At 74.2% G+C, this 15,562-nt stretch carries 14 protein-coding genes and 1 pseudogene; 8 read left to right on the top strand and 7 right to left on the bottom strand.

The genetic code is table 11. The annotated features are described in order from the left end of the window. Positions 1-41: 41 nt before the first annotated feature. Entirely contained in the window at positions 42-1,001 is a 960-nt protein-coding gene (locus HB370_RS34890; RefSeq protein ID WP_030780453.1) for an SCO0930 family lipoprotein, read from the bottom strand. A gap of 821 nt (positions 1,002-1,822) precedes the next feature. Between HB370_RS34890 and HB370_RS42540 the strand changes: the two genes are divergently transcribed. Further along, positions 1,823-1,951, top strand: a complete 129-nt coding sequence (locus HB370_RS42540) for a hypothetical protein (RefSeq protein WP_280117772.1) — start codon at positions 1,823-1,825, stop codon at positions 1,949-1,951. A 31-nt stretch (positions 1,952-1,982) separates the two neighbouring features. Next, positions 1,983-2,747 carry a DUF4239 domain-containing protein gene (locus HB370_RS34885; protein ID WP_078637620.1) on the top strand — a complete coding sequence of 255 codons (765 nt, stop codon included), beginning with the start codon at positions 1,983-1,985 and terminating at the stop codon, positions 2,745-2,747. Positions 2,748-2,881: 134 nt separating this feature from the next. Here the strand turns inward: HB370_RS34885 and HB370_RS42750 are convergent, their stop codons facing one another. Next, positions 2,882-3,799, bottom strand: a complete 918-nt coding sequence (locus tag HB370_RS42750) for a hypothetical protein (RefSeq protein ID WP_030786463.1) — start codon at positions 3,797-3,799, stop codon at positions 2,882-2,884. A gap of 330 nt (positions 3,800-4,129) precedes the next feature. On the opposite strand from HB370_RS42750, the gene HB370_RS34875 reads away from it, so the two are divergent. After that, a complete protein-coding gene (locus tag HB370_RS34875; RefSeq protein WP_030786466.1) occupies positions 4,130-4,801 on the top strand; it encodes a class F sortase in 672 nt (223 codons plus the stop codon). 36 nt (positions 4,802-4,837) lie between these two features. On the opposite strand, the gene HB370_RS34870 is transcribed toward HB370_RS34875, so the two are convergent. Continuing rightward, positions 4,838-5,686 (bottom strand): polysaccharide deacetylase family protein, encoded by an 849-nt coding sequence (locus HB370_RS34870; RefSeq protein ID WP_030786469.1) that lies wholly within the window; start codon positions 5,684-5,686, stop codon positions 4,838-4,840. 185 nt (positions 5,687-5,871) lie between these two features. Between HB370_RS34870 and HB370_RS34865 the strand changes: the two genes are divergently transcribed. Both HB370_RS34865 and HB370_RS34860 read left to right on the top strand, forming a co-directional pair. Further along, entirely contained in the window at positions 5,872-6,342 is a 471-nt protein-coding gene (locus HB370_RS34865; RefSeq protein WP_030786473.1) for a universal stress protein, read from the top strand. Between the two features lie 159 nt (positions 6,343-6,501). Beyond that, positions 6,502-7,926: an amino acid permease gene (locus HB370_RS34860; protein WP_030786475.1), complete on the top strand. Its 1,425-nt coding sequence runs from the start codon at positions 6,502-6,504 to the stop codon at positions 7,924-7,926. On the opposite strand, the gene HB370_RS34855 is transcribed toward HB370_RS34860, so the two are convergent. Then, positions 7,927-9,090, bottom strand: coding sequence for a CapA family protein (locus HB370_RS34855; RefSeq protein WP_030786477.1), 1,164 nt, complete (start codon positions 9,088-9,090; stop codon positions 7,927-7,929). A gap of 238 nt (positions 9,091-9,328) precedes the next feature. On the opposite strand from HB370_RS34855, the gene HB370_RS34850 reads away from it, so the two are divergent. The 3 genes from HB370_RS34850 to HB370_RS34840 all read left to right on the top strand — a co-directional run bounded on the left by HB370_RS34850 (position 9,329) and on the right by HB370_RS34840 (position 11,379). Beyond that, positions 9,329-9,877, top strand: coding sequence for a sigma-70 family RNA polymerase sigma factor (locus HB370_RS34850; protein WP_030786479.1), 549 nt, complete (start codon positions 9,329-9,331; stop codon positions 9,875-9,877). Positions 9,878-10,020: 143 nt separating this feature from the next. After that, a complete protein-coding gene (locus HB370_RS34845) occupies positions 10,021-10,536 on the top strand; it encodes a hypothetical protein (RefSeq protein ID WP_030786481.1) in 516 nt (171 codons plus the stop codon). Positions 10,537-10,710: 174 nt separating this feature from the next. Beyond that, a complete protein-coding gene (locus HB370_RS34840) occupies positions 10,711-11,379 on the top strand; it encodes a zf-HC2 domain-containing protein (RefSeq protein ID WP_030786483.1) in 669 nt (222 codons plus the stop codon). Between the two features lie 18 nt (positions 11,380-11,397). Here the strand turns inward: HB370_RS34840 and HB370_RS34835 are convergent. From HB370_RS34835 to HB370_RS34825, 3 genes and pseudogenes are all read right to left on the bottom strand, one after another. Continuing rightward, positions 11,398-12,262: pseudogene (locus HB370_RS34835) on the bottom strand (DNA-formamidopyrimidine glycosylase family protein). Positions 12,263-12,317: 55 nt separating this feature from the next. Continuing rightward, the gene (locus HB370_RS34830) at positions 12,318-14,405 is read right to left on the bottom strand and encodes a SpoIIE family protein phosphatase (RefSeq protein ID WP_030786486.1); all 2,088 of its coding nucleotides are present in this window, start codon (positions 14,403-14,405) and stop codon (positions 12,318-12,320) included. A gap of 71 nt (positions 14,406-14,476) precedes the next feature. Then, a complete protein-coding gene (locus tag HB370_RS34825; protein WP_051815897.1) occupies positions 14,477-15,472 on the bottom strand; it encodes a DUF6777 domain-containing protein in 996 nt (331 codons plus the stop codon). Positions 15,473-15,562: the final 90 nt, after the last annotated feature.

Below are 15,562 nucleotides of genomic sequence, written 5' to 3'. Positions count from 1 at the left end.
CGCGCCGGGCCGGGGCGGGTGATCGACCCTGGGGAGGTGATCTATTCGCCAGGCGCGCGGACCGGCTTCCCGTCGGGCGAGACGGCGTACCAAGTGCCGCCCACGCCCTGACCGTTGGTGTCGCCCGGTGCCTTGTCGCCGGAGAAGGTGTAGACGGGCCAGCAGTCGACGGTCATCTGCCGGGTCCCGTCGGCGCGGGTGAAGGGCATGAGGCCCTTCTTCTTCACGCCCGCGGTGTCGTCGGCGGCGACCGGGGCGACGGCCGGCCACTTCTCCAGGCAGGCCCCGGCGCAGTTCGAGACGGACTTCGGCCAGGCCCTGTCCTTCATGAAGCGGTAGACGGTCATGCCCTCGCGGTCCACCACGATCTCCCCGAGTTCCGGGTCCTTGCGGACGGACAGGCCGGGCAGACCGGACGGCTCGGCCTTCTTGCCGGTCGGGGCGAACGCGAACCAGGTGCCGCCCACGCCCTGGCCGTTGACGTCACCGGAGTTGACGTCCTTGGCGTAGCGGTACGCGGGCCATCCGCCGATGGTGAGCTGCCTGGAGCCGTCGGCGCGGGTGACCTCGCCGAGCAGCGCCCGGTCGACGCCGGCCCCGGCGGTGGCGTCGTCGGCGGGGACCGGCGGCCAGGTGGTGGCGCAGTCGCCGGAGCAGGTGGACTTCGGCGGGTCGGCGGTGTCCTTGTCGAACCGGTAGAGGGTGAGGCCGGAGCCGTCGGTCAGCACCTTGCCGAGTTCGGGGTTGCCCGCCACGGTGAGCTTGCCCGCGGGGGTGACCGGGGCCGTGGAGTCCCGGGTGCCGTCGGCGCCGTAGCCGTTGCCCGCGCCGATCGCGGTGCCGCCGCCCGGGTTCGCGTCGTCGCCCGCCGCGACCGTCGCCCCGGCGTTCCGCGCCGCCGACGCGGGAGTGGTGCTGTTGTCCTGACCGCACGCCGTCGTCAGCGCCAGCACCGTGGCGGCCGTGGCCACCAGTGAGGCGGTCCGCCAGGAGGTCTTCATCGTCAACTCCCCATCGTCACCTGGATACCGCGGCGCCTGCCGCGCCGCCGCACGGCCATGGGTACGGGGGGAGGGGGCGGCCGTGTTCAACGGCGGGCGGAATTCCTTCCCCGGCCGCGGTGAGGTGCCCGGCGGACGGCGCGGTCGGCATATGCGGCCGTTTCGTCCGTCAAACCTGCGGTGGGCCAATCTCCCTCTTTCGGAGCAATCTCGGGCCGCTGTGGGGTAATGCGGTCCCCCGCACCTCATGATCAGCGTCGTGCATGGACCCGAAGTGACCCGATGCGCACCCACCGCACGGGTGCTGGCCCTGCTGACCCTGACCTGGGCCCTGGTGGGCTGGCCGGCCGGCACCGCGTCCGCCGACGCCTGCGCGTACGCCTCGACGGGCCCGGACGGCACGGTGGCGGTCGCCCACGCCGGCGGACCCCACCCGCCCGGCGGACCCCACCGCCCTCACCCACCGGGCGGCCCTCACCGGCCCCACCCGCCCGGCGGCCACCGCTGGCCCGACCCGCCCTGCCCGAAACCGCCGCCCCCGCCCCCGTGCCCGCCCGAGCCGACGCCCACGCCCACTCCCCCGCCGAAGCCCACACCTCCCCCGAAGCCGACGCCGACCCCACCACCACCGACTCCGACACCCACGCCCGAACCCACTCCGACCCCCACCCCCACACCACGGCCACCCACCCGACCCGCCCCGGCACCCCGGCACCCCGGCCCACACCCACCCCCGTCACCCGCACCCCGCACCCACCCGGCCCCCCGAACCCCCGCCGCAATCCACGCCCACGCCCACCCCGCGGCCCTCCGCGTCCCCCGTGAGCTACCCGGTGTACCACCCGCACACCGTCCGCCGTCCGGCGCGCCGGCACACCACCCCCGTCACCTACGTCCTGCTCATCACCGTCCCGGCGATCGTGGCCGTCGCCGCCCTGCGGCCGCGCTGACGCGCCGGCCCCTCACTCCTGGAGGCACCAGTTGTCGGATTGGCTTGTTCTCGTCCTCGCGATGGCGGGGGCCTGTGCCGTGGTGGTCGTCATCACACTGGTGCGGCAGCGGACGGCCTCCGAGGACGAGGATCCCAGCGAGACCCCCGACGTCATCGAGTACATGACGATGTGGATCGGCGTCATCTACGCCATCGTCCTGGGCCTGGCCATCGCGGGCGTGTGGGAGGCCCGCAGCGCCGCGCAGGACCATGTGCAGGCGGAGGCGCAGGCACTGCACGAGATCTCGGAGCGGGTGCGCGTGTACCCGCCGGAGGTCCGGGACCGGATCCGCGCGGACGTGGACGCCTACGTCGGGTACGTCGTCCACACGGAGTGGCGGCGGATGGCGGACGAGCAGCAGGTCACCGAGCGCGGCGGCGAACTGCTGGGCCGCGTCCGGGCGGACGTCACCGACTACCGGCCGGGGAACGACTTCGAGGCGCAGGCCTACCAGCCGCTGCTGGACCAGATGGCCGCCGCCGACCAGGCGCGCAACGCGCGCGCCGACGCCACCGGGGTCACCATGCCGCCGGTCGTGTGGTGGGGTCTGATCACCGGCGGGCTGATCACCATCGGCATGGTGTTCGCGCTCCAGATCCGGCGCACCGGGCGGGAGTTGGTGCTGGCCGGGCTGTTCTCCGCGACCATCGCCTTCATGCTGTTCCTCATCTGGGACTTCGACGCGCCGTACAGCCGGGGCATCGCGGTGACCGCGGAGCCGTTCCTCACCATGTTCCCGGGCGCCGGCGGCTGACTTCCGGCCACGACGGGCCTTCGCCCCCGCTTCCCCGCGCAGCGCGGAGCCGGGGCGGAGACCCGTCGTCCTGGGGGTACCCGGCGCGGGGACGGTCGCGCCGGCCCCGACGGCCTCCGTGGCACACCGTGGGCTCAGGCCCCCTTCGCGTGCCGGCGGCGCAGCCAGAAGGCGCCCCCGCCGACCAGGGCCGTGGCCACCAGACCGCCGCCGATGGCCGTGTCGGTGGGCGTCGCGCCGCCGGTCCGGCTGCCGCCGAGACCGCCGTTGACACCGCCGAGCACGGTGAAGGCGTCCCGGCGGGTCAGGGTGCGGCCGTCGCAGCGGACGGTGACGTCGTACCGGCCGCGGCGGGCGGCGCGGTCGACGAAGGCGACGCCCCGCGCGGTGTCGTCGCGGAACGATTCCAGCCGGATGGTGCCGAAGGCCTCGGAGCTCGCGGTGCCGCCCCGGCAGCCGTTCACGATGATGGTGAGGCGGCCCCCGGCCGGCAGCGCGTCGGGCGTGACGAAGATGTCGTCGCGCGAGTTGCCGAAGCCGTCGTCACGGCCCTCGCCGCCGTTCCCGTGCCCGAAGTCGCCTCCCCGGTCGCCGAAGCCCTCGCCGCCACGCCCGTTGCCCTCGCCCCCGCGGCCGTTGCCCCCGCCTTCCCCGCCGCGGCCGTTGCCGAAGCCGCCCTCTCCGCCCCGCCCGTTGCCCTCTCCGCCGTGCCCGTTGCCCTCGCCCCCGCGCCCGTTCCCCTCGCCTCCGCGCCCGTTGCCCTCACCGCCGCGGCCGTTCCCGTTGCCGTTTCCGTTGAAGTTCCCGTTTCCGTTTCCGTTCCCGTTGCCGTTGCCGTTGAAATGGCCATTGCCGTTGACGTTGCCGTTCCCGGGGAAGACTCCGTTGCCGTTGAAGGTGCCGATGTTGCCGGTGCCGGGGACGATGACTGTGGTGTCGGTGCCGCTCGGCCCGCCCCCGTTGCCCATGCCGTCCGCGACGGCCACGGGGACGGCGAGCCCGAGGACGGCGACCGTGGTGCACGCCGCCGCCAGGGCACGTTGGTTGCGCATGTGTTCCTCCGCGGGAGGTCACCGGGTCCCGTCCCCGGTGGATCGGCGAGAAGCACCTCCCGGGACGACCCTCGGGCGCGCGGAACACGCCCGCATGTCGAGAATGGTCCGTCCTGGTGAGCCGACACACCGGCGTATCACCACACAATCGGATATTGCCGCAGGTCACGGACCGTCAGAAAATTCCTGTGGACGGCAACTCGGATGGCTCACCGAGCGTGCGGCCGGCCACCCGTTCGCCGATCGCCCCGTCGCCCGCCGTCCGCGCGGGACTTAGCGTTTTCCCATGCGCGAGGGACGTGGCGCGACCGCGTCGAGAGGGGATGGCGAATGTCTGCGTCCAAGCTGGCCTTGCTTGCCGAAGAGGAGGAACGGCGGAAGAGGCGCGCCCCGTGGGGCGTGATAGCGCTGGTGCTGCTGACCGGTCTGGCCCTCATCCGCAACGGCTCCGGCGAGTTCGACGCCGGACCGCCGCAGCCCGCCTCCGCGGCGGCCCCGGACGCCCACGCCACCCTCGGCGCCCTGGCGCCCGCGCCCGCCGCGCTGCCGTTCTCCCCCGTACGACGGGTGCGGATCCCGGCGATCCGGGTGGACGCGCCCGTCGTACAGGTCGGGCTGGACCCGGAGGGCTGGGTCGCCGCGCCGCCGCCGGAGAACCCCGGCCAGGCCGGCTGGTTCACCGGTGCGGTGTCCCCCGGGGAGAAGGGCACCGCGGTCATCGTCGGCCATGTCGACAACAAGCAGGGCCCCGCCGTGTTCTACGGCCTCGGGGCGGTGCGGAAGGGCAACCAGGTCGAGGTCCTGCGCCAGGACGGCAAGACCGCCGTGTTCGAGGTCTACGGCGTCGAGGTGTTCGCGAAGAACGCCTTCCCCGGCGACCGGGTCTACGGCTCCAAGGGCACCCCGGAACTGCGGGTCATCACCTGCGGGGGCGGCTTCTCGAAGCAGAACGGCTACGACGGCAACGTCGTCGTCTTCGCCCGCCTGGCCGCGGTCGTCTGAACCGAGGAGCGGACCGGGGAGCGGCCCGGGGAGTCCTCACACCCGCCGGCGCGGCACGGTGAGCCGATAGCCGGAGTCGAGCAGACGGGGCAGCCATTCACGGATCGCGCGGACGGTCTGCGAACGGTCGCCCCCGGCGTCGTGGGAGAGCACCACGACGCCGGGGGCGGCGCCGCTCTCCACCTGGTCGACGATGGTGTCGGTGCCGGGCTCCATCCAGTCGGTGGTGTCCACGGTCCAGGCCATCGGCTCCATGCCCAGCTCGGCGCCGAGCTGGAACGTGGCCCGGTTCCAGGCGCCGTAGGGCGCGCGGAACCACTGGGGGCGGTCGCCGTAGGTGTCCTCGATGATGTCGCTGGTGCGCTCCATCTCGGAGCGGATCTCCTTGCGGCCGAGGGTCGTCAGCAGCGGGTGGGTCCAGGTGTGGTTGCCGACGACATGGCCCTCCTCGGCCATCCGGGCCAGCAGTTCCCTGTTGTCCACGACACACTCCCCGCAGACGAAGAACATGGCCCGGACCCGGTGCCGGGCGAGGGTGTCGAGGATGTGCGGGGTGTAGTCCGGGTGGGGGCCGTCGTCGAAGGTCAGCACCATGCGCCGGCCGCGGCCGTCGATCCGCAGGATGGGTTCGTCGCGCACCTTGAGCTTGCGGGGCGGGGTGCGCGGTGGTCCGTATCCGGTGAGCGGCTGGAGCCGGAAGGCGGAGGGACCCAGGGCCGGGCGGGCCTGGGGACCGGGTGCGGGGACGGGGGCGGGGGCCGCGGCGGCCCGGACGGTCTCCTCGCCGTCGCTCACCAGGACGGCTCCCGCGGTGCCCGCCGAACCGAGCGCGGCGACACCGGCGAGGAGCATCCGGCGCCGCGTGAACAACTGATCCTTCTGCATGACCCATCAGTCGCCCGGCCGGACTCCGCCGCACCGCAACGCCGTCGGTGCGGCGCGGTAATGCACCCGGACAGCGGAGCGGACGGACGCTTCCGCAGCAACCTCCTCCCCCGGCGAACGCGTACCGCGCCCGGCGGCGGGCCCCTGCCCTGCGGGGGAAGCGTGGATTCCGCTAGCCTCGGGGCGTGACGGAACAGCACGAACAGCCCGCGCACACGTTCGAGCGGGGCACGGACGGCCCGAAGGTCATCGTCGTCGGCGTGGACGGCTCGGACTCCTCGTTGCGCGCCGCCGCGTACGCCGGCGGCCTGGCCCGGCGCCAGCACGCGCTGCTGGCCGTGGTGTACGTGCAGCCGGTCCTCGCGGCGGGCGCGGCGCTCGGGGCGCCGGTGGCCGACACGACCGACGAGATCGCCGAGGACCTGATCACGCAGATCCGGGAGGCGGCCGAGCGGGTCAAGGGGATATTCGAGGTGCGCTGGGAGTTCCACACCTTCCGCGGCGACCCCTACGGCGGGCTGGTGAAGGCCGCGGACGAACTGAAGGCGGACGCGGTGGTGGTGGGCGCGTCGGAGCAGGCCGGCCACCGGATCATCGGTTCGGTGGCGGTCCGTCTGGTGAAGGCGGGCCGCTGGCCGGTGACGGTCGTACCGTAGGCCACCGGCGGCGCTACGGCCCGTAGCGGCGGGCGCGGAGACGGACCCGGCCGGTACCCGGACGGCTCCCCGGGCCGTGCGTGGCGTCTTCCCTGGGCGGCGGTGCTGAGACATCATGATCCGCCGTCAGCCGTTGGCGTGGGCGAAGGGGTGAGACGTATGGGCAGGCTCCGCGCGGGCCAGGGGATTCTCCGCCGCAAACCCATCGAGCACATCGAGGAGACGGAGGTCGGCGAGGGCACCCGGCTGGAGAGGTCGCTGGGGCTGTGGCAGCTCACCGCGATCGGGGTGGGCGGCATCATCGGCGCGGGCGTGTTCACACTGGCCGGCACGGTGGCCAACGGCACGGCCGGGCCCGCGGTGCTGGTGTCCTTCCTCATCGCCGGTGCGGCGAGCGCCTGCGCGGCACTGTCGTACGCCGAGTTCGCCGGGATGATCCCGAAGGCGGGGTCGGCCTACACCTACGGGTACGCGGTGCTCGGCGAGTTCGCGGGCTGGTTCATCGGCTGGGACCTGCTGCTGGAGTACACGGCGATCGTGTCCGTGGTGGCCATCGGCATCTCCGGCTACTTCGGCTTCCTGGTCAAGGAGATGGGCGCCGATCTGCCGCAGTGGATGCTGGGCGCGCCCGGCACCGGCGGCGGGCACCGGGTCGACCTGTTCGCGGCCGTGCTGTGCCTGCTCATCGCCTGGCTGCTGAACCTGGGCATCCGCAGCGCGGCCCGGTTCGAGACGTTCGTGGTCGCCCTGAAGGTGCTGGTGGTGCTGCTGGTGATCGGGGTGGGCGTGTTCCACATCGACACCGGGAACTACCACCCGTTCTTCCCGTACGGGATCGGCGGGGCGTTCACGGGCGCGGCCACGGTGTTCTTCGCGGTGTTCGGCTACGACGCGATGTCGACGGCGGCCGAGGAGTCCAAGGACGCCCAGCGGCACATGCCGAAGGCGATCATCTACTCGCTGGTCATCTCGATGGTGCTGTACGTGGCGGCCTGTCTGGTGCTGACGGGCATGCAGAACTACAAGGAGATCGACAAGGAGAGCGGCTTCTCCACGGCGTTCAAGTCGGTGGGTCTCGGCGCGCTGGCGGACGTGATCGCGGTCGGGGCGATCATCGGCATCCTCACGGTGATGTTCACGTTCATGCTGGGTGTGACCCGCGTGTGGTACTCGATGTCCCGGGACGGCCTGCTGCCCACGTGGTTCGCCAAGACCCACCCGACGCGGCACGTGCCGACCCGGGTGACCTGGATCGTCGGGGCGGCGTCCGCGGCCATCGCCGGCTTCGTCCCGATCGCCGAGGCGGCCGAGCTGACCAACATCGGCATCCTGCTGGCGTTCGTGGTGGTGTGCGCGGCGGTGATCGTGCTGCGCTACCGGCAGCCGGACCTGCCGCGCACCTTCCGCACGCCGGGGATGCCGGTCGTGCCCGCGCTGGGGGTGCTCTTCTCCGTCTGGCTGATCACGTTCCTGCAGTGGCAGACCTGGGTGCGGTTCGCGATCTGGTTCGCGCTCGGCTGTGTCGTCTACTTCGGCTACTCCTACCGGCGTTCGGCGCTGGCCACCAGGCGGACCGGCGACTGATCACTCGGCCATGACCAGGCCGTCCTGGCCCGCCCCCCGGCTGAGGACCACGTCCCGGATCCGGTCGCGGGCCCCTTCCAGTTCGGCGCCCTGGGCGATGGCCCGGCCCAGCTCGACCACCCGGCCGGCGTCGAGGTCGTACACCTGCGGAACGAACTCGGCCCGTACCACCCGCCAGGGTCCGCCCGGCCGGTCCGGCGGGGCGAAGGTGAAGCGGCCGAGCGTGGACTCGTTGCCGCGCGGGTCCTGGGCGCCCCGCTGGTCGCGCAGCGGCCCGGCGATCTGGTCGCCCAGTCCGTAGACCACCCAGGTCCCGTTGACCTTCTCGTACGCCTGGGGGACGTGCGCGGAGGTGCCGAGGATCAGGTCGATGTCCGGGTGGCCGTCCGTGGCCGAGGCGGTGAGGCGTCCGGCGAGGGTGAGCTGGAGCCGGTCGGGTGCGTCCTGGCCCTCGGTGCCCCAGTCCAGGGAGACCACGACCACGTCGGCGCCGCCCCGCCGGGCGGCGCGGGCGTCGGCGATGATGCGGTCGGCGTCGATCAGGTTGACCGCCCAGGGCTGGTCGTCCGGCGGCGGGTGGCCGGTGGCGGAGGTGTACGACAGGTGGGCGACCCGGGCGCCGCCGGCCCGGTGGAGCGCGACCGAGCGGGCCTCGGTCTCGCTGCGGGCGGTCCCGGTGTGCCGCAGCCCGGCCCGGTCCAGGGCGTCCAGGGTGCGTCCGACGCCGGCGGCACCGTCGTCCAGGGCGTGCGCGGAGGCGGTGGAGCAGCCGTCGTAACCGGTGGCGGCGAGGTCCTCGGCGAGCCGCGGCGGGGCGGTGAGCGGGGGCCCGCCGGTGGGGTCGCCCTCGGTGCCGTAGCCGGTGGCGAGGTGACACAGCGCCAGGTCGGCGCCGGAGACGACCGGTTGGACGGCGGAGAGCATGGGACGGAAGTCGTAGCCGTCGCCGCCACCGTCGTAGGCGGCCCGTTCGAGGACGGTGGCGTGCGGCAGGATGTCCCCGGAGGCGACCAGGGTGAAGGGGCCGGCCGCGGCGGGCGCCGGGGACGCCGGGGGTGCCGCGTGTCCCGGTGTGCCGGCTTCCCGGTACTGGTTCCGGCAGGCCGCCCCGGCCGCGAGGACGGCGGTCAGGACCAGCGCCACCTGCTTGGTGCGTCCGATCATCAACTCACCCCAGAGTCGTCGTGTGGACAGACGAAGCCGTGACGGGCATATGGGTATGAATCTGATGCGTCGGATAAACAGCCCGGGTGGCGTCGTTAGCCCGTCCGGTGTCCCGGGCACCGCCCGGCCGGCGTCCCGGGCACCGCCCGGCCGACCGTTCGCCGACGCGATCGACCGTCCGTCGCACAACCCGGTCCGCCCCCTGTCCGCCGGACGCGGCCTGCGCTGCCATACGGCCATGACGGCCGGAACCTCACTCACCCACGGGACGACGACCGCCGAGCACGAGCTGGCCGCGCTCCAGCGCGAGCACGGCGGCCCGCTGTTCGCCCTGCTGCTCAGGCTGTGCGACGGAGACCGCCAGCGCGCCGAGGACCTCGTCCAGGAGACCCTGGTGCGCGCCTGGCAGCATCCGGAGGCGCTGCACGCCGACGACTTCGACTCGGTACGGCCCTGGCTGCTGACCGTGGCGCGGCGCCTGGCGATCGACGCCCGCCGGGCGCGGCGGGCCCGGCCGCCCGAGACCGGCGACGAGGTCCCCGAGAACGCGCGGGTGACCGCCGATCACGCCGAGCGGGCCGCGGCGATGCTCGATGTCCGGGAGGCTGTGAAGACACTCACTCCCGCCCACCGTGACGTGCTCGTACTCGTGTATTTCCGTGGGGCCAGTGTGGCGGAAGCGGCCGAGGCGCTGGGGATCCCACCGGGTACCGTGAAGTCCCGCGCGTACTACGCGCTGCGCGCCCTGCGCGGGGTCCTCCCGGGTTACGCGGCCGACCTGCGGTGAAACCGGAAGGCTGGTCAAACCTCGGTAAAGCGCCTTGCCGCGGCCCCCGTTCGGGCATGGGCTGTCCTCATCCGCGTTCCGGACGGGGGTCCGGGCCCGGGGGTTCGGGCGACGCGTACGCACCGGAGGAAGGGCAGGAAGGGATGCTGCACAGAGGTCACGAGAGCACGGACGGCGCCGGCGGCGGTGAACTGGCCGTCCCGATGGCCTGGTTGTACGCCGAGTACATCGCCGACGAGCTGCTGCGCACCGGCGATCTGATGCCGCCGACGTCCTTCGAGTTCCGGGCCGGCCGGGACGCGCTGGCGCTGACCGTCTTCCTGTCCGACACCGACGGGGAGCTGTCCGGCATCCGGGTGATCTCCCAGCTGGAGAACTGGCTGGCGCTGACCGCCTACGACCAGCCGTGGCGGGACTGGGTGCGGGCGCGCATGGCCGAGCGGACCGAGCGGGCGGCCGGCTCCGGGGCTCCCTGCCCGGATCTGGCGCTGGCCGCCGACGCCTGGCGCTGGCTGGAGGAGACCGAGCTGCTCGCGCCGGACCTGGACGCGGTGCCGGGCGGCGGTCCGGTGTTCGGGGAGGACGACGGGCCGAAGGTGTGGACACCGGCCTGGCGGCTGGGGCTGCCGCTCGGGCACCTCGCGATCCACCTCTTCTGAGATCCTCCGCCCGTCCCTTCGGCGTCCTCCGCGTCGCGCACCGGTCCACGGGCCGGGCCGCTGCGCCTCCCTTGGTCACGATTGTGTGCGTGCCTTGAGCGATCCGGTGCTCCGCCGCGTACGGGTGGGGGCAAGGAGCAATTCCGCCCGCACCCATCGGCACGAGGATTCGGCATGAGGTCCCTGGAACGGCACCGCGACGCCGGCGCGTACGCGCTCGGCGTGCTGGACGAGGCGGAGGCCTTCCGCTTCGAGGACCACCTCATGGACTGCCCCCGGTGCGCGGCCCACGTGACCGGGTTCGGGCCCACCACCCGCCAGCTGATGCTCTACCGCCGGGCCACCGCGCCGTTCGTGCACCCCCTGGCCCAGCCCGGGCCCCGGCTGCTGGACCGGCTGCTCGGCGAGCTGGCGCACCATCGCCGGGTGCGCCGCCGGCGGCTCGGGTACGGGCTGGCCGCCTCGGTGGTGCTGGCCGTGGCCGGCCCGGGGATCGTGGCGTTCGCCGGACACCCGGAGCCGCCGGACACGCGGGCCACCCGGGCCGCCTCGGCCACCGATCCGCGTACCGGGGTGTGGGCGCGGGTCACCTCGGCGGACAGGGAGTGGGGCGGCGAGCTGCGCGTGGAGGTCGCCGGCGGTGCCGGGCCGCCGCGCACCTGCCGGCTGGTCGCGGTCGGCCGGGACGGCACCGAACAGGTCGTCGCCGGCTGGACCGGCCCGGGCGCGGGCGGTGGGCCGACGACCGCGCTGGCGGCCACGGCGCTGCGCCCGGACCGGATCGCCCGCTACGAGGTCCGCACGGCGGAGGGGAAGGTGCTGGTCACGGTCCCGGGGCGGTGACGGGGCGCGCCGCCGGCCTCACTTCAGCAGCCGGGACAGCCTGCGGTCGGCCAGCGGCTTCCCGCCCGTCTGGCAGGTCGGGCAGTACTGGAGCGAGGAGTCGCTGAAGGAGACCTCGCGGATGGTGTCGCCGCACACCGGGGCAGGGTTCACCGGTGCGGCCGTGGACGCGCAGACCGCCCTTCTTCTCCGCCTTCAGGCGGCCCGCCGCCATTCCCCGGGCCCGCTCGACCGCCTCGCCGAGCGTGCCGCGCAGCGCCGCGTAGAGCCGGTGGGTCTCCTCCGGGGTGAGGGAGGCCGCGAGCTTGAACGGGGACATCCGCGCGGCGTGCAGGATCTCGTCGCTGTAGGCGTTGCCTACGCCCGCGATCAGCGACTGGTCGCGCAGGGCGCCCTTCAGCTGCCGCCGTTCGCCTCGGAGCAGGGCGGCGAAGCGGTCCTCGGTGAAGTCCTCGGCGAGCGGGTCCGGGCCGAGGCGGGCGATGCCCGGCACCTCGGCGGGGTCACGGACCACGTACACGGCGAGGCGTTTCTGGGTGCCGGCCTCGGTCAGGTCGAAGCCCTCGCCGTTCTCCAGCGCCACGCGCAGTGCCAGCGGGCCCTTGCCGGGCCTGGGCGGGCCGTCCGGCAGCCGGTCCCGCCACTGGAGCCAGCCCGCCCTGGCCAAGTGGACGACCAGGTGCAGGCCGCCGTCCGTCTCGACGTCCAGGAACTTGCCGTGCCGGCGTACGGCCGTCACCTCGGCGCCCTCGACCGCGCCGGGCGGCGGGTCGTACGTCTTCAGCACGCTGACGGCGACCGGCAGCAGCCTCGCCACCCGGCGGCCGGCCAGGTGCTCGGTCAGGAAGTCCGTCAGCGCTTCCACCTCGGGCAATTCGGGCATACGTACAGGGTGCCATCCGGCACCGACAACGCCGCGTCACCGCCGGGCGCGGTCGCTACGGCAGCCGGAACTCGCACCACACCGCCTTGCCGGAGCCCCGCGCCTGGACGCCCCAGGCGTCGGCGAGCCGCTCCACCAGGAGCAGGCCGCGGCCGAACACACCGCTCTCGCCCGCGTCACGGCGCCGCGGCAGGGCGCTGGAGCAGTCCTCGACCTCGATGCGCAGCCGGCGCTCGGAGCCCTCCAGCACCCGTACGGTGACGATCGCGGAGCCCCCGGTGTGCAGCAGGGCGTTGGTGATCAGCTCGTCGGCCACCAGCTCGATCTCGTCGGCCGGCGCACGGGCGCCCCAGGTCCGGACGGCGGCGCGGATCAGATGCCGGGCCTGGGCGAGGGCCTCCGGATCGCCGGCCGCCACGTGCTGGCGGAGCCGGCGGCCGGGCCGGGCGGCCCGCGGGGTGCGGCGGCGCAGCAGGAGCAGTGCCACGTCGTCTTCGCCGCCGCGTTCCTCGGCCGCCTGGATCAGCCGGTCGGCGAGGGCCTCCACCTCGGCGGGCCCCTCGCACACGAGCCCCATGAGGCCGGACATGCCGTCGTCCAGATCGGTGCCGGGCAGTTCCACCAGTCCGTCGGTGCACAGCAGCAGCGTGCTGCCGGGGTCGAGCTCCAGGGTGGCGACGGGGTACTCCAGCCGCCCGAACTCGGCGGACAGGCCGAGCGGCAGCCCGCCCTCGACGGGGACGCGGGTGCAGCGGCCGTCGCGGTGGCGCAGCAGCGGGTCGATGTGCCCGGCGCGGACCATCTGGACGACCCCGGTGGTCAGGTCGGTCTCGGCGTACAGGCAGGTGGCGAACCGGTCGGTGTCGAGTTCGTGCAGGAAGACGGAGGCCCGGGCCATCACGGTGGCCGGGGTGTGGCCCTCGGCGGCGTAGGCGCGCAGCACGATCCGCAGCTGGCCCATGACGGCGGCGGCGTGCGTGTCGTGGCCCTGGACGTCCCCGATGACCGCGCCGACCCGGCCTCCCCCCGAGGGGGTGTCCCCGGGCAGCGGGATCAGGTCGTACCAGTCGCCGCCGATGTCCCGGCCCAGGGCGGCCGAGCGGTAGCGCACCGCGATGTCGGCGCCGCGCACGCTGGGGATGGAGCGGGGCAGCATGGCCTGCTGGAGGCCCTGGGCGAGGTCCTTCTCCTGCTCGAAGAGCATGGCCCGCATCAGGCTCTGCGCGATGCTGCTGCCGAGGGCGACGAGGACGGCGCGTTCCTCGGCGGAGAAGCCGCGCCGGTCGTCGTAGAGCAGGCCCATCGCGCCGATCGGGCGGGCCTGGGCGATCAGCGGGAGGTAGGCGGCCGAGGTGATGCGCAGGCCGGTGAGGTGCGGCCACAGGATGGGGTAGTGCGCGGCGAACTCCTCCGGTGACTCGATGAACCGGGGGCTGAGGGTGCGTACGACCTCGCTCATCGGGTACGGCTCGTCGATCCGGGTGACCCGGGTGCCGGGGACGAAGCTGCCCGCGGGGCCCTCGGCCACCAGCCGGATCCGGCCGGCCTCCACCAGGCCCATCACCAGGCTGGTCGCGCCCAGGTGACGGACGCCGTGGGTGTCCTTGAGCACGTCGATGACGTCCTGGACGCTGCGGGCGTGCGCGAGGGCTGCGGAGATGACCTGGACGACGCCGGTCTGCTGCCGGAACGCCTCGTCCTGGGCGGCGCGGAGGCTGCGTGCCGTGCTGTCGGCGAGTTCCTCGGTGGCGTCGCGGAGGATGCCGACGACGCGGTGCGGGCGGCCGGAGTCGTCGCGGCGCAGGCGGCCCCGGGTGTGGGTCCAGCGCATGGTGCCGTCGCGGCAGCGGATGCGGAAGTAGGCGCTGTAGTGGTCGCTGCCGTCCTTGATCGCCCGGGCGACGGTCGCGTCGAGCCGGGCGGCCTCCGGCGGGGGCACCCGGAGGGCGTTCAGGGTGTCCAGGCGCCCGTCGTACTCCTCGGGCGGCAGGTCGAGCACCTCGAAGGCCTGGGCGTCCAGATGGAACAGACCGGCGTCCAGGTCCCAGTCGAAGCTGCCCATGCCGTTGAGCGCGAGGACCGGGTCCGGGCGGACGGGCCGGTCCCCCGGGAGTGACAGGGCGCTCGCACCCCGATCGGCCATGGGGCCACCTTGCCAGGATCCGGCCGATTCTTCGACTCGCCGGCCGGGCCGCGGGCGAGAGGGGCCCACGCTCAGGCGCCGTCGGCCGCGGGGAGACCCGGGGCTTCGGACCCGCCGGGCACGCCGGACACGTCGGCCGCGCTCAACGTCCCGTGCGCGCGGGGCGTCCCGGGAGCCCCGGGAGCGCGGGCGGCGGGCGGGGCCGTGGGCGTCGGGGGCGGGGCCGCCGGGGTGGGCGGGGCCGTCCGTTCCGGGTTCGTGCGGGGCGTCGGGGACGGGCTGATGGTGGCCTGGGCGGGCGGGGCGACGACGCGGTCCCGGCCGACGTCGTGGCCGGTCCGGCGTTCGGTCCAGGTGCGGTGCCCGGAGTCGACGAGGGTGAGGCTGGTGACGGCCCGGGGCGCCGGGCTGACCACGATCACCTTGTTCGGCCGGTACCCGGGCCACGGTGTGCCCCGCGCGCTGGCTCCGCCGCGGGTCGGCGCGGGCGGTGCGAGCGGGTTCCCGCAGACGCAGCGCACCCGCGGCAGGCCCCGGTCGTCCACCAGGACGGCGGTGCCCGCCTGGAGCACGGCCTGGTAGTCGTCCGCCCGGCGGCCCTGGTAGGCGTGGTTGGTGACGCGGGTGTCGGCGCCGAGCACGACCGGGGTCAGGCCGCGCAAGTAGGCGGGGAGCGCCGCCCGCCGTACCCCGACGACCCCGGCGAAGGCGTCCGCCCTGGCCGGGTCCGCGGCCAGGTAGCGGATGTGCCGCTCGACATCGCAGCGGGCGACGCGCGGGGTGCCCCGGTACAGACCGGGGGTCGCCCCGGACACGGTGCGGGCCGCGCGCAGGGGCGCCGCCAGCTCACCGGCGGACATCTTGGCGCCGATCCGGGGGGACTCGGAGGCGGCGGGGCCGGTCGCCGCGGAGTCGGTGAAGGGCCCGGGCCCCCGCTCCCCGACGGCTTGGAGGAAGACCAGATCGCCCACCCGGGTCTGCTTGACACCGGCCCCCGCGCAGCCGGCGGCCAGCAGCGCCACCGAGAGCACGCAGGCCGTGACCAGGGTTCGGGTGGGTATCCGCACCGTACACTCCACATCACTATGGGTGATTACGCCCTATTGTTGGCATCGCACAGGTTTGGCTGGCAACTCGGGGAACGCCGCGCCGGGAGT

It is taken from the genome of Streptomyces sp. DSM 40868 (assembly GCF_011820545.1).
Classification (GTDB): domain Bacteria; phylum Actinomycetota; class Actinomycetes; order Streptomycetales; family Streptomycetaceae; genus Streptomyces; species Streptomyces eurythermus.
Note: the sequence above shows the minus strand (reverse complement) of the source record. Positions and strands in the feature narration are given on the sequence as shown.

What these genes read in the sequence shown, in the direction of transcription:
- HB370_RS34855 (WP_030786477.1), bottom strand. Translation starts at nt 9,090, where the DNA reads ATGATCGGACGCACCAAGCAGGTGGCGCTGGTCCTGACCGCCGTCCTC.
- HB370_RS34870 (WP_030786469.1), bottom strand. Translation starts at nt 5,686, where the DNA reads ATGCAGAAGGATCAGTTGTTCACGCGGCGCCGGATGCTCCTCGCCGGT.
- HB370_RS34840 (WP_030786483.1), top strand. Translation starts at nt 10,711, where the DNA reads ATGAGGTCCCTGGAACGGCACCGCGACGCCGGCGCGTACGCGCTCGGC.
- HB370_RS34875 (WP_030786466.1), top strand. Translation starts at nt 4,130, where the DNA reads ATGTCTGCGTCCAAGCTGGCCTTGCTTGCCGAAGAGGAGGAACGGCGG.
- HB370_RS34845 (WP_030786481.1), top strand. Translation starts at nt 10,021, where the DNA reads ATGCTGCACAGAGGTCACGAGAGCACGGACGGCGCCGGCGGCGGTGAA.
- HB370_RS34830 (WP_030786486.1), bottom strand. Translation starts at nt 14,405, where the DNA reads ATGGCCGATCGGGGTGCGAGCGCCCTGTCACTCCCGGGGGACCGGCCC.
- HB370_RS34850 (WP_030786479.1), top strand. Translation starts at nt 9,329, where the DNA reads ATGACGGCCGGAACCTCACTCACCCACGGGACGACGACCGCCGAGCAC.
- HB370_RS34860 (WP_030786475.1), top strand. Translation starts at nt 6,502, where the DNA reads ATGGGCAGGCTCCGCGCGGGCCAGGGGATTCTCCGCCGCAAACCCATC.
- HB370_RS42750 (WP_030786463.1), bottom strand. Translation starts at nt 3,799, where the DNA reads ATGCGCAACCAACGTGCCCTGGCGGCGGCGTGCACCACGGTCGCCGTC.
- HB370_RS34890 (WP_030780453.1), bottom strand. Translation starts at nt 1,001, where the DNA reads ATGAAGACCTCCTGGCGGACCGCCTCACTGGTGGCCACGGCCGCCACG.